This is a genomic window from Acinetobacter sp. ANC 4910 (assembly GCF_004331035.1).
Lineage (GTDB): Bacteria > Pseudomonadota > Gammaproteobacteria > Pseudomonadales > Moraxellaceae > Acinetobacter.
This window is the reverse complement of the sequence record NZ_SJNT01000007.1, coordinates 99,051-112,823: the sequence shown is the minus strand read 5'-3', so window position 1 is coordinate 112,823 and position 13,773 is coordinate 99,051. Positions and strand designations below refer to the sequence as shown.

The window sequence follows — 13,773 nt, the reverse complement described above, 5'->3', positions numbered from 1 at the left end:
CTTGAGAAGGTTATGGCTGAAGTAGAACAGCAAAAACAAGAATTACCCGAATCACCATTGCCTAAAAAGCATCGTGTTATGAGGAGTGTCCTTTTAACGCTGCTTCTTTTGGTGATTTTGCTTGTATCTGCTTTCGCTATCATGTTTTCGACCGACAAAGGAAGTAAGTTCCTTTTGAATCGTGTGTTGGAACGTCAACATATTATTCATTATGAATATGAAGGTGGTAATCTTTTAAAAGGCATTATTCTAAAAAATATTTTGGTGACCTTGTCCGCGGTAGATGTAAAGATTGATCGTGCAGAAGTGACTTTGGGGTGGAGGGCTTTAGTACATAAAGAAATCCATCTATATAGTGCCGATGTTCGTAATTTACAGGTTATTACCAAAACACCACCGAGTAGTGAGCCTTTTAAGTTTAAAGAAATTAAATTGCCATTTACCCTTCGTTTAGATCACGCTGATGTCGATCATTTATTGATTAAAACCCATGCAGCATCAGTGAATTTCAAAGATATTGAGTTAAATGAAGCACTTTGGTCTAACACTAAATTAGAGTTTGAGGACTCTAGTGCTGATATGGGCTATCTAGCCATTAAAAATGCGACTGGAAACATGGATTTTCAGGGTAAATATCCATTGCATGCCAAAGCGACAGTGAATATTCCTGCATTAAATCATAGTCTAAACATTCGTGATATTCAGGTTGTTGCGAAAGGAAGTTTGGATACGATTACAGCTGGGTTTGCGACCAATACTCCAGATTTGCTTTCAGGTTGGGGGGTTGTACATCCTGTTCGTAGTCATGTCCCTATGTTTGGAGAGTTACAATTTGAAAAGTATCACTGGCCATTACTGACCGATCAAAAATTATTTACTCAAGCAGGTGTTCTTCGTTATCAAGGGGACATACAACGCCTCAATCTCGGATTATCGACTGATTTAACGGGACAGAATCTTCCAAAAGGCAAATATACCGCTGTTATGCATACCGACTTGGTGCATCAACTGAATATTGACCAGTTTAAAGGTCAAGTGATGAATGGAACGGTGGATGCCAAAGGTCTAGTCAGTTGGGAAAAGCATGTACATTGGGATGTGCAGGGACGTTTAAATAAAATTAACCCTAAAGATAAGTTAATTCCTCAGGTGATCAAAGATTTCTTACCACCAAGCCTCGATGCCAAAATTGCATCGACTGGTCGCTTAGAAAAAGGGTTGCATTTGACAGGTTTGGTTGATTTTGATCAATATGAAACTTGGAATTTAAAATTAAATCAGAACGAAGCGAAACCGAAAAAGCCTCAACCCATGTTGCTTGATGTCGCATGGAAAAATATTGACCGTGCCATGCCTTATATTGGGTGGCTAAAAAGTGATTCAGGCGATGTTCAAATTCGTTTAGTCGAAGGTCAGCAAAATCTAGTGGTTTCTTCGGCGATTGGTCAGCATGAATCTGCGTTACTTCCAGCAGGTCAATATAAAGCGCAACTCGATATTAAGAAAAATATATTGAAAGTGCCAAGTTTTAGTTATGTTGCCAATAAAGGGAGTTTGAGTGGGCAAGCTAATGTCATTTTACCTACAGATAAAACTCAATTGAAATGGGATGCTAAGCTTAAGGCTCAAGATTTTAATCCACAAACTGTTGTTGCCGCCGCACCAGTTGATTTAGTTAATGGTCAAATACAGGCGAGTGGATATGCAAAACCGAATCAACATATTATTGAGCTTAAAGCAATTAATCTGGTTGGGCATTTACCACAACAGGCTCAACAAGAAACGGTACAGTTGACTGGTAAAAGTACTGTAGCGGTTCTTTTCCATGATGTTAAAGCAGGTGGTGGCTTCAAAAGTTTCGCCGTAAATTACGATGGTGCCTTAAAATCGAGCAAGATTAAAGAAAGTAGTGGGTTGTTAAAAGTCAAAGTTTCTGGTACACCACTACTTCTAAAAATTGATCAATTTCAACATGATGGCGCGGCAGGTAAAATTCTTGCACAAGGTAAAGTCGATTTAAGTAAGGGCATTGGCTGGAATATTAATGCGTCTTTGGTTCGTTTTAAACCACAGTATTTTGTCTCAACGGTTCGGGGAGAAATATCTGGTATTGTGCAAACGGAAGGTTTTTGGTCTGATGCACTTAAACGTATCAATATTCAGAAGTTGAATGTGGCGGGTTATATTAATAATAAGCCTGTACGTGGTACAGGTAATTTGGCTTTGGTAATAAATAATAATCAAAAAGGATTTTTACCACAGCAATTTGAAGCCAATAATTTGTATATGTCTTATGCAAACAACCAAGTTCAAGCGACAGGCAATGCACAAAACTTACGCCTTAAAATTAATGCGCCTGCATTGTATGAGCTGTATGGTGGCTTAAGAGGTAGAGCTTATGGTTATCTCAATATACAGTCGCAACCCCGTTTGCAGGCAACGGCAAATCTGGCAGTTGATGATTTTAGATTAGGTAATATTCTAAGTATGCAAAAATTACGCGTACAAGGTCAATTGCCAACTTCTGAAACAACGCCAACATTGCTTAAAGCAGAAATGACAAATTTACGAAGTGGTAATAGAGAAATCCAACATGGCGTTGTTTCACTTGCAGGTACCAGAAAAGCACACGTATTAAAAGTTCAAGGTAACAACCGATTTAGTAATTTTTATGTACAACTTGCAGGCGGATTTAATGGTAATCACTCATGGTTAGGTCAGATTCAAAAAGGTGATTTTGACTCAGTCCGCGTTCGTTTAGTACAACGTCAGAATGCTTCAGTTGTGTTTAATCAAAATACGACAGAATTATTTGTGGGAGCACATTGTTGGGCAAGTCAGCAAAGTGAATTATGTTTCGATCAACCCATCCGAATCAGTAAAGCCAAAGGCAATATCTCTTTTGTGACCAAAAACCTCGACTTAAACGACTTCGCGGCGTTTATGCCAGAAGGTCTGGCAATTACAGGAAGAGCCAATGGTTATGCGAAAGCAGCTTGGGCGCAAGGCAGTAAACCAAAAATTGATGCGCGAATGGTATCACGTCAAGGCATTATTGGTATTGCTGCTGAAGACCCTCAAGATACGGCATCTTCATTGAGATATGACGAAATTTCAGTGAATGCGAAAACTGTTACGCAAGGACTACAGCTTCGTTTAGATGTAAAAGCACCTGAAATTGGTACGGGTTATACCAATGTAATTATCGACCCTTTTAAAGCAAATAAGCCAATGCAAGGAGAGATTGCGTTTAATGAAGTGCAATTAAAAGTCTTTAAACCATTTATAAAAGATATCCGTACTTTAAGTGGAACACTTTCTTTTGCAGGGAAAATTGGTGGTGAGCTTCTGGAACCACGCGTAACTGGTGAAATGCGTTTAAAAGATGGTGTGATCAGTATGATTTCACTGCCTATTAATTTAACCAATGTGCAAGTTTATTCTTCCATTCAGAGTGACCATGCAACTATTAATGGTGCGTTTAATAGTGGACAAGGCGTTGGTTTACTTACAGGAAATGTAGACTGGAAAAATGAGCCACGTATTCAACTGCATTTAAAAGGCGATAATTTATTAATTCGCCAAGCACCGTTAATTACGGCATTAGTTACCCCAGACTTTAGTTTGGATGTTATGCCTTTCCAGAAAAAATTAGTATTAAAAGGTGAGGTTGACGTTCCGCGTGCGTTAATCTCGATGCCTGAATCTTCTGCACCTGTAGTGGATGTCTCTTCTGATGTTCGAATTGTACACGAGGGACAAGATCAGTTGGCAATCTTAAAGTCAGCACGTCCTTGGGATATTAAAGCGGATGTGATGATTAATTTAGGTAAACAGGTCGTATTTCAAGGTTTTAATAGCCGTATTCCATTAATTGGACGCTTATATTTATCACAGCGTGGCGTTGAAACTGCAATGCGGGCGAATGGTGCGATTGGTGTAAGTCAAAAGGTCAAAATTGAAGCCTATGGACAAAGTCTAGATTTAAATCGTGCAATTGCACGTTTCAATGGTCCTTTGGCAAATCCTACATTAGATGTAGATACCAACAAAATCATACAAGGAACAATCGTTGGGGTTCGTGTCACAGGTACAGCAAGCAATCCGAATATTCAGGTCTACAATGATGGTAATTTGACTGAACAAGAAGCCATGAATGCGTTGGTTACTGGGCGTATTAATGAAGGGGCGAATAATATTAATCAGACTGAAACATTTAAGTCAGACGTGAATAATACTATTGCTGCTGCTGGTATTAGTATGGGCTTGGGTGGAACAAGAGCCTTTACTAATCAGTTAGGGCAATCCTTTGGTTTAAGCGGTTTGGCGCTAGATGCTCAAGGTACAGGTGATGATACTCAAGTGAGTGTGACGGGATATCTTACGCCAGATCTGTATATTCGTTATGGGGTCGGAGTGTTTACACCAGTCAATAAATTAACATTACGTTATCAAATCAATCAAAAATTATATTTGGAAGCGAGTCAGTCAGTCGATCGTGCTGTAGATTTCTTCTATAACTGGCGTTTCTAAATAATTGAAATTTTATTTTAATGCATTGTTTTTAAACGTATTTTTTGATTCAACCTGCATTGGAAATGTTGATGTAGATTAAGTAGACTGTTGAGTGATTTCAGATTGAATATACAAAGATTTAATGTGTATTTAGTCTGAAATTAAACTCAATAGGCTTAATGTTGATGCCATTGCATTGATTATAAAAGGATCTCTATTTATTAAAAAGTCCGACCTAATAGGGGGAGTATCGGCAACTATAGAATTGGGAATATATAATGCATGAGTATTCTGTAAGAGCTCACTACAAGCTTTAATCAATCCTAGATTTTAAGATAAAGATTTACACCCTAAAGCCATGTACTTTCATACCTATAAATAAGTTGTTTAAAACAGAGTTAAGGTATATAAAAAGCTCGGTATTTTTTTTATTTGTGTGCGAAATAAGTTATTTAGAGCTTTTAAAATTGGCTGAGTGGTCGTTTAAGTTTTATATATTAATACACAAAATAAGTTGAGTTCATCTTGAAAATAAGCCCTCAAGAAAGGGCTTATTTAATCAATCAATTAATGTTATTTATCATCTTTGCTATCATGAGTCGCTGGGTGAAATTCCTGAGTAGGTTGTGCCGGTGCCGTAGTAGGCTGTGCAGCAACTTTCGGCTCTCGGTTGGGCATATATTCTGGATCGCTTGACATAGCTAAATATAAAAAAGTAAAAAAAATAGTCGTTATAGCGCCAACGATGACAATAAATTTCCAACCTAAAACGGTTGATTCGGTGTCATTAGAAGATGATGTGTTTTTCATAAAAAGACCAAATGGCAAAAAGATGATAAAACGGCTATATATAGCACATCCTGAGACTATTTGTAGCGTTAAATGACATAAGACTTTCATCATTAAACAGCCAGAATTGCTGTATCTGAGTCGATTTTTGCGTCTTGCTTGAGCATACTATTGAGTATTGGAGTTAAACCCAATCGAGAGATTTCCTTGATTCATCAAAGTTTGATTGTAAGAAGACTAATGGGTTACGCGATAGATTTATGTATAGGTTTACTCATCTGGAGATCATATTTTTTGAATAAGCAATTATGGACAGCTTTCTTCAACAAAGCTATCCAGCAAAGGAGTTTATGATACAGAAAATATGTTATATACAACCTAAGCTATTCAAGATATAGGTAAAATATAGCGTAAATTTGTTTAATTATGGCAATAAAAACATGTTTAAATGAATCACATCAAAGGTATAACTTAATTAAATAAAATGACCACTTAAAAGAGTGATCACTTTTATTTACTTATTTGTGACTAATCCATGATCAACTTTAGATGGGGTTGATTTTTTTCTTAAGAATGGACTCTCAATAAATTTATATGTGAAGAGTGATAACAACACAACGACACTAAAAATAATAGGGAATAAAAGATAATAGGAGTATAAAGAGATATTGTTAAAATTTATAAGATTCAGAATAGAAAAGAAAAAGTACAATATAGCACCATGAATAAGATAGATACTGTAACTCACCTCTCCAAGTATTCGTAAACCATGGTTATAAAGGACACCAAAGAAGTTATAACCATTTGCAATAAATCCAAAAATAATCGCTAAAGGAATCATTTGTAAAAAGGTATAGGGTTCTGTAAATAATAAAGAAAACAAACTTAATGTAATTACAATCACATTCGTTTTTTTAGGTGACTCAATCATAAATCGTTTAAACTGATGTTTCAGTTTAATTGCAGGAATAGAAAGAATAAATAGAGCATAATAATAGTGAGACTTTTCCTTGAAAATATAGAAAAGCAGAGCTGCAATAATGACAAGAGATAAAGCTAAGGGAATTTTTTTGTGATAAATGCAATAAATAATTGGAAGACTAAAATAAAACTTCCATTCATACGCCAATGTCCAACTTACACCTGCTATGATCAGACCACTTTCAAACCCTTCAAAGCTTCCACCTTTGAAAAGAAGCCAATCACTTACCCATTTCAATAAAGCCCCAAAATTAGCACTATTAATCTCAATAATAATTAAAGTAATCGTAAGAATAAACACGAAAGCTGCTATATAAAGAGGATAAATTCGCTTTATTCGAGATAGGTAAAGTTGTTTCCAATTGATATCCACTTGCATCATTTTATTGATAAAAAGATAACCAGTAATAAGGAAAAAGAGCGAAACAGCAGTCCCACCGAAATTATTGATTAAAGTAAATTCAGGTTTTACCCATTCACCCACAGTCTTCCATACATAGGTGATATAGAAATGATGGGCAAGCACAGAAAGAGCGAGAATCCCACGTAAACCATCCAAAGGTGAAGAGCGTTGAATAATTTCAGTCGGTAAAAATTGAACTTTATTTAAAAGAACAGCGGCAAGCCCGATACACAAAATTAGAATTAAAAAAAGATAAAGGGCATCAATCGGAAAAAATTGCATAAGAACGTTGTTGAAAAGATTACATGGGCATTTTATGTATCCATCTTCATTATTTCCACATGATTTTAATTTTTAAATATATTAAATGTATATTTGCTTCAGTTGTCTGTTGCATCATGGGCTTATGTTGAGCATCTCAGTGATTAGAGTGCCCAAATCAAGTTAAAAAGTACAATTGTAGCTTCTCTGAACCAGTACTTTTAATTCATCGATTTTAAAAATATAGCTTTTATTATAATTCGTATATTTCAACGATTTTCTAGAAAGCAGTTCCATAACGCATGGAATGTTTCATGTAGATTAAGAAAATCTATAAATAACAGTCATTAGATACCTAAAATCAATAAAGCCATATGAAAAGTATGTGTATAGTAAGTAAACGAGCTAAATATAGAGCGATGATCACTATGCCAATCAAATTTGTACTGCGTTTTGCAGCGATTTTATTTTCTGTTTTAATCTTGGCGGCAATAGCTATTCAATTTTTCTTCAATCCTGACTATACCGTGATCTTTTGGATCTTCTCTATACCTTTTATTTTAGGGACACCAATTTTAGCTTCTGTAGTTTTAGCGAAAAATGAAGAGCTTGATATTCATTCAGTGAATTAAATTTAATGTATAAAAGAAGTTTTAAGCATAAAAAGCTCATCATTTGATGGGCTTTTTTGATTGATATTTAGCAAAAAACGCACAGTTTGTTTTCAATGTTTTTGCTATGTTAGTCTTTTATTTAAAGAAATATCCTTTATGAAAAAAATTATGATGCTTGGACTGATTATGGCGGCTTTGTCGGGTTGTAGCACTGCACAAAAGAGTGAAACTGTAAAACCGAACGTTGGTATGGCAAATCCAGCAAGTACTTTTTGTGTTGAACAAAAAGGTAAATTAGAAATTAGAAAAGAAACGAATGGTGAAGTTGGGTATTGTCATTTACCTAACGGGCAGATTGTTGAAGAGTGGGAATTTTTCCATGCAAATCAGGCAAAATGTGTACCTGAACAGGCGGCAGCGTTGGTTGGGCAGAGTGGCTTGACCGAGGTGCAAATTAAACAAAAAACGAGTGCACATGTCGTACGTTTAGTCCAACCAGGTCAACCTGTGACGATGGATTATCGTGAAGACCGTGTTACGGTTACGATTAATCCGAAAGACAATAAAGTGGTTCAAGCGAGTTGCGGATAATTTGTTTAGTGAAATAAGCCCAAATCAGGGCTTTTTTCACATTTGCAGATAGTAAGAGTTCTTCATTTTAAAAAGTTTGACTATCATAGGGCGCAAAATTGGAGAGTATGCATGAAAAAAGTTTATTTTTTGGCTATTGTGGCAGCATTAGCTGGATGTTCTGAAAAGAAGCCATTAACGCCTGAAGAACAATGGCATGGTTACTGTACCAGTATGGGCAATGCTGCACGTTCAATTATGCTTGATCGTCAAAGTGCTATTGAAAAAGATAAAGCCATAGAACACGCGAATAAAATTGATGATGAATTTACCAAAAAGTTCATTTTGGGGATTATTGAACAAGTCTATGCCTTGCCAGAAGAGCAAATTAAACAAGATAAAGACGCAGCACGTGAGCAAATTAAGGCACAAACTATAGAGAAATGTTTGGTCACACCACACGATAAATTGCCAGAGTATAAGCAGTTTTAAATGAGCTATAACGGATAAAATACAATCCTTCCTGAAAAGCTAAATGTAAAATGAGGCCTTGTGTAATTGTGATACAAGGCTTTTTTGCTTGGGTAGGTTTTGCACAGAACAACATAGTTTTATTTATGAGCAATAAAATAGCCTAAGTATATTTAAAATATATGATGAATGAGATTTGAGGATCTAGAAAACTATCAATTTTTAAACAATAATGAAGGCAGAATAATAACAACCAATGAGGTGAGATATGGAAGTTGTCGGTTACTTAAATCACGCAGATTTACTTTTACAAGATGAAACACATTGTATGATCATTGAGGGGAGTCATTATGTGCTCAGTCTTGGTGATAGAGTTTATATACAACACTTAATTGATACAGATCTAAAGCTCTATGCTGTAAAAATTTCATTTATTGGCGCACAGCATCTTATGCTGCATGAGGATGAAGTTCAGGTCAAATTTGAAGGGGATAAATCTGCCTTGGCGGAGTATTTACGAGAAACCACTGTCCACTAAGGTTGAATATTTATCTGGAATAAAAAAAGGCAACATAAGTTGCCTTTTTTATTTTTGAATAGCAGTTCAAAGCTAATGTGAAAAAAGTCCAAATGATCTGACTATATTGCTGTTTTTATATGCAATTGATATGAGCATCATTTAGTTAGAAAATAATGGGCATCACGAAGAAACACTTGTAGCGCATTAACTTTTAACTGGAATTTTAGTAAAATCAAGCAGTCCATATTATTTGCGTAGCTTTATTTAAAGCAGGAATGCGTAAATAATTTTTTAAAAAAGAGGAATAACACCGTGCTAGAAGCTTACCGCCAACACGTTGCAGAACGTGCCGCACTCGGAGTCCCACCGAAGCCACTTGATGATGCTCAAACAGCTGCATTAGTTGAATTATTAAAAAACCCACCAGCTGGCGAAGAAGCATTTTTAGTTGATTTACTAGAAAACCGTGTTCCAGCGGGTGTTGACCAAGCTGCATATGTTAAAGCTGCATTCTTAGCTGCTTTGGCTAAAGGCGAGGCGACTTCACCATTAGTTTCTAAAGAACGTGCGGTTTACTTACTAGGCACTATGCTTGGTGGTTATAACGTTGCTCCTTTAGTTGCTCTTCTTGATGATGCTGCACTTGCTGAATTAGCGGCTGAAGCATTGAAGAAAACTCTTCTTGTATTTGATGCGTTCCATGACGTTGCAGACAAAGCGAAAGCGGGTAATGTGAATGCACAAGCGGTTATGCAATCTTGGGCTGATGCTGAATGGTTCACTAGCCGTAAAGATGTTCCAACTGAAATCAAACTTACTGTTTTCAAAGTAACTGGCGAAACTAACACTGACGACTTGTCACCTGCACAAGACGCATGGAGTCGTCCAGACATTCCATTGCATGCAAATGCAATGTTGAAAAACGTACGTGACGGTATTAACCCAGAAGTTCCTGGTGAGGTTGGTCCATTAAACCAAATCAAAGACTTAATCGCGAAAGGCAACCAAGTTGCTTACGTAGGTGATGTTGTTGGTACAGGTTCAAGCCGTAAATCAGCAACTAACTCTGTACTTTGGTTCTTCGGTGACGAAATTGCTCACATCCCGAACAAAAAAGACGGTGGTTACTGCTTAGGTTCTAAAATCGCTCCGATTTTCTTTAACACAATGGAAGATGCTGGCGCGTTGCCAATCGAAATTGATGTTGCAAACATGAACATGGGCGATGAAATCGTTCTTAACATTGATCATGCTGCTGCAAAAGTAACTGCAACTAAAGACGGCGCAGTAATTGCTGAAGCTGAACTTAAAACTCCAGTACTTCTAGATGAAGTGCGTGCGGGTGGTCGTATCAACTTAATCGTTGGTCGTGGTTTGACCACTAAAGCGCGTGAAGCTTTAGGTCTTGCTCCATCTACTTTATTCCGTACTCCAGTTCAACCTGCTGCTACTGGCAAAGGTTTCACTCAAGCACAGAAAATGGTTGGTCGCGCATGTGGTCTTCCTGAAGGTCAAGGCGTACTTCCAGGTACTTACTGTGAACCTAAAATGACGACTGTTGGTTCGCAAGATACGACTGGTCCAATGACACGTGACGAATTGAAAGACTTAGCTTGCCTAGGTTTCTCTGCTGACCTTGTTATGCAATCTTTCTGTCATACTGCTGCATATCCAAAACCAGTTGACGTTCAAATGCAACACTCGCTTCCTGATTTCATCATGAACCGTGGCGGTGTATCTTTACGTCCAGGTGACGGTATTATTCACTCTTGGTTAAACCGTATGCTTCTTCCAGATACAGTTGGTACTGGTGGTGACTCGCATACTCGTTTCCCAATTGGTATTTCATTCCCAGCGGGTTCTGGTCTTGTAGCCTTCGCTGCTGCGACTGGTGTTATGCCATTAGACATGCCTGAATCTGTACTTGTTAAGTTCAAAGGTAAAATGCAACCTGGTATCACACTACGTGACCTTGTACATGCAATTCCTTACGTTGCGATTCAGCAAGGTGACTTAACTGTAGAGAAGAAAGGTAAGAAAAACATTTTCTCTGGTCGTATCCTTGAGATCGACTTAACAGAAATGGAAACTGACCTTACTGTTGAGCAAGCATTCGAACTTTCTGATGCATCTGCTGAACGTTCTGCTGCTGGTTGTTCTATCACGCTTTCTGAAGAGAAAGTTGCTGAATACCTGAAATCTAACATCACAATGTTGAAGTGGATGATTTCTGAAGGTTATGGCGATGCGCGTACTATGGCTCGTCGTGTTGAGAACATGGAAAAATGGTTAGCGAACCCATCACTTCTTAAAGCTGATGCTGACGCTGAATACACTAAAGTGTATGAAATTGACCTTGCTACAATTACTGAACCAGTTCTTTGCTGCCCGAATGACCCAGATGATGCGAAATTGCTTTCTGACGTTCAAGGCGTGAAAATTGACGAAGTATTCGTTGGTTCATGTATGACAAACATTGGTCACTTCCGCGCAACTGGTAAGTTGTTAGAGAAAGTTCCTGGTGGCGTACTTTCAACTCGTTTGTGGATTGCTCCACCTACGCGTATGGACGAACGTCAATTGATGGAAGAAGGTTTCTACAATACTTATGGTAAAGCTGGCGCGCGTACTGAAATGCCAGGTTGTTCATTATGTATGGGTAACCAAGCACGTGTAGCGCCGAACACAACTTGTGTATCGACTTCTACTCGTAACTTCCCGAACCGTTTAGGTCAAGGTGCTAACGTTTACTTAGCGTCTGCTGAACTTGCATCTGTTGCTGCTGTACTTGGTAAATTACCAACTCCAGAAGAATACCAACAGTATGCAGCTCAAATTGATAGCATGTCTGCTGACATCTACCAATACTTAAGCTTCGACAAAATGGGCGACTATACTGACGCTGCTGCGAATGTTGATACTAAGAAAATTGCTGCTGCTCAGTTGACTTAATTTTTTGATAATTAAGTAATAAGCGGTATAAGATAGGGGCTGATTAATCAGCCCCTACTTTTTAGCTATATAAGCAAAATGCGCCTAAATTTCTAAAATCATTTAATTTTATGAATGATTTATCTGAATCAGATATCTTTTCTACAATACTTTCAAACGCAGGGTGTAAAGCTTTTAAAGTTTCAAAAATAACTGCGTTATCTAGTTTTAATGTATTTAAAGTACTATGATAAACTTCTCGTAAGTCATCATTGTTGTGTAAATTAAATATTAAAAGAATTCCTAGAATTACTGCATATTCGGAAGAAATTGGCCATAAATTTGAAAAAACTACGAATTGATTTTTTAACAAATTTGATGCGATGCCTTTATGGAAAAAGTTTAAATTAATTCCTTGATGTGCTCCTGAACATGCATTCAGAATAATAGTACGCTGGTATTCACTCGAATTATCAAGATTGTCAAAAACCGAGACAGGTATTATATTTCCTTGGTTGAATTCTAAGCTATCTATTTGTCTTGATGAGTGTTCATAGTTTCCATGTGCAGATATATATATGTGTGTAAAGGTAACGTCATTAAGAATTTCTTTTATTTCAGATTCCGAAGGATTTTCAATGATGAGGATATCTTCATTAAAATAAGCTTTAATAAAGTTTTTTTCATAATCTGGCATTAAAGAGTTCTCACTTAACAAAAATGCAAATTTCTTGTTGTGATGGAATTCCTTCATTTCTTTTAAAGAATAATTTATGATTGGTGCTAACTTGCCGAGATGGTTGAGAGAAGCTTGAAGTGGATGACTATGAGAAGGTACTATTGTTAAATAGTTGAGCTGATCGTAAATATCTGAATTAAGAGAGTAACAATCAATAGTTGAATCTAAAAGCTTAGAGAAATCAAATTCGTTATTAGGAAAACCATATGGTTTTCCTATATTTTCATAAAGTACATTTAAAGGACTATCTTTTAAAACTGTAGTTAAAGTTAAAGCTTGATTTTCTATACCTATGAGTTTTTGGTACTTAGGGTATTGATCTAGAGAAAAATAATTAAGTTGTTCGCTGTTTGTCAATAAAGAAAATTTTTGATAATTTGGAATTAAGATTCCATGCTGGCTCCTAAAGGAGGCTTGATTTTCATTTTGATTAATTAAATTTAATAATGTTACACATTTAAGATAATCTCCTTTTTCAAAAATTGTTGCGAAAATATTTTTAATAAACTCTGTATTTCCTGATTTAATAGTATTAATTATATCCTTCTCAGTTATAATCTTGATTATCTCTTGATAAGAATATTCGTAATATTGCTCATGGAAGAATAATTTGAGTAAAATTTGAATTTTTCCTTCATAAGTAAAATTTTCTGATTCTTCGTCGTATATAGTTTTGATGCTCTGAATATTTTTTGTGCGTATATCATTGTTTTCTTTAGTATTTGGTTTTTTGGATAAAATAAGATCTTGTGTAAGTAAAATTGGAAGTTCCCATTCTAATTTATTTTCGTACTCCTCTTCCGAAGGAAAATATCCAATAAGAATTTGATGAGCTTTATCTAAAAGAGGATCTTTGTACTCAATTAAATAATGAATTACAGATTGTAAAGTGTGTAATTGAAAAAGGTAGGTAATAGTTTGAGAAGGCTTAATAAAATGTTGGATTAATGGGAAAATTAAAGATCCTATTTTGCACATA

9 protein-coding genes are annotated in these 13,773 nt (G+C 36.3%); 6 read left to right on the top strand and 3 right to left on the bottom strand.

Translation table 11 applies throughout. The features are described 5' to 3' along the window. Window positions 1–12: 12 nt before the first annotated feature. The gene (locus tag E0H82_RS09570) at window positions 13–4,533 is read left to right on the top strand and encodes a translocation/assembly module TamB domain-containing protein (protein ID WP_131264422.1); all 4,521 of its coding nucleotides are present in this window, start codon (window positions 13–15) and stop codon (window positions 4,531–4,533) included. Between the two features lie 555 nt (window positions 4,534–5,088). Here the strand turns inward: E0H82_RS09570 and E0H82_RS09565 are convergent. Next, the gene (locus tag E0H82_RS09565; protein ID WP_228258645.1) at window positions 5,089–5,325 is read right to left on the bottom strand and encodes a hypothetical protein; all 237 of its coding nucleotides are present in this window, start codon (window positions 5,323–5,325) and stop codon (window positions 5,089–5,091) included. A gap of 493 nt (window positions 5,326–5,818) precedes the next feature. Continuing rightward, a complete protein-coding gene (locus tag E0H82_RS09560; protein ID WP_131264420.1) occupies window positions 5,819–6,970 on the bottom strand; it encodes an acyltransferase family protein in 1,152 nt (383 codons plus the stop codon). Between the two features lie 407 nt (window positions 6,971–7,377). Between E0H82_RS09560 and E0H82_RS09555 the strand changes: the two genes are divergently transcribed. From E0H82_RS09555 to E0H82_RS09535, 5 genes are all read left to right on the top strand, one after another. After that, window positions 7,378–7,581, top strand: a complete 204-nt coding sequence (locus E0H82_RS09555) for a hypothetical protein (protein WP_131264419.1) — start codon at window positions 7,378–7,380, stop codon at window positions 7,579–7,581. 138 nt (window positions 7,582–7,719) lie between these two features. Next, window positions 7,720–8,154, top strand: a complete 435-nt coding sequence (locus tag E0H82_RS09550) for an I78 family peptidase inhibitor (protein ID WP_131264418.1) — start codon at window positions 7,720–7,722, stop codon at window positions 8,152–8,154. Between the two features lie 111 nt (window positions 8,155–8,265). Then, a complete protein-coding gene (locus E0H82_RS09545; protein WP_131264417.1) occupies window positions 8,266–8,625 on the top strand; it encodes a hypothetical protein in 360 nt (119 codons plus the stop codon). Window positions 8,626–8,872: 247 nt separating this feature from the next. Beyond that, the gene (locus E0H82_RS09540) at window positions 8,873–9,142 is read left to right on the top strand and encodes a hypothetical protein (protein ID WP_131264416.1); all 270 of its coding nucleotides are present in this window, start codon (window positions 8,873–8,875) and stop codon (window positions 9,140–9,142) included. Between the two features lie 294 nt (window positions 9,143–9,436). Further along, window positions 9,437–12,076, top strand: coding sequence for a bifunctional aconitate hydratase 2/2-methylisocitrate dehydratase (locus tag E0H82_RS09535; RefSeq protein WP_131264415.1), 2,640 nt, complete (start codon window positions 9,437–9,439; stop codon window positions 12,074–12,076). Window positions 12,077–12,137: 61 nt separating this feature from the next. Here E0H82_RS09535 and E0H82_RS09530 read toward each other — a convergent pair whose 3' ends face one another. After that, on the bottom strand, window positions 12,138–13,772 hold the full coding sequence (locus E0H82_RS09530; RefSeq protein ID WP_131264414.1) for a hypothetical protein: 1,635 nt from the start codon (window positions 13,770–13,772) through the stop codon (window positions 12,138–12,140). Between the last annotated feature and the right edge of the window lies 1 nt (window position 13,773).

Bases quoted from the DNA above. Each gene is read 5' to 3' on its own strand.
- E0H82_RS09570 (WP_131264422.1), top strand. From the start codon at position 13: ATGGCTGAAGTAGAACAGCAAAAACAAGAATTACCCGAATCACCATTG.
- E0H82_RS09565 (WP_228258645.1), bottom strand. From the start codon at position 5,325: ATGAAAAACACATCATCTTCTAATGACACCGAATCAACCGTTTTAGGT.
- E0H82_RS09560 (WP_131264420.1), bottom strand. From the start codon at position 6,970: ATGCAATTTTTTCCGATTGATGCCCTTTATCTTTTTTTAATTCTAATT.
- E0H82_RS09555 (WP_131264419.1), top strand. From the start codon at position 7,378: ATGCCAATCAAATTTGTACTGCGTTTTGCAGCGATTTTATTTTCTGTT.
- E0H82_RS09550 (WP_131264418.1), top strand. From the start codon at position 7,720: ATGAAAAAAATTATGATGCTTGGACTGATTATGGCGGCTTTGTCGGGT.
- E0H82_RS09545 (WP_131264417.1), top strand. From the start codon at position 8,266: ATGAAAAAAGTTTATTTTTTGGCTATTGTGGCAGCATTAGCTGGATGT.
- E0H82_RS09540 (WP_131264416.1), top strand. From the start codon at position 8,873: ATGGAAGTTGTCGGTTACTTAAATCACGCAGATTTACTTTTACAAGAT.
- E0H82_RS09530 (WP_131264414.1), bottom strand. From the start codon at position 13,772: ATGTGCAAAATAGGATCTTTAATTTTCCCATTAATCCAACATTTTATT.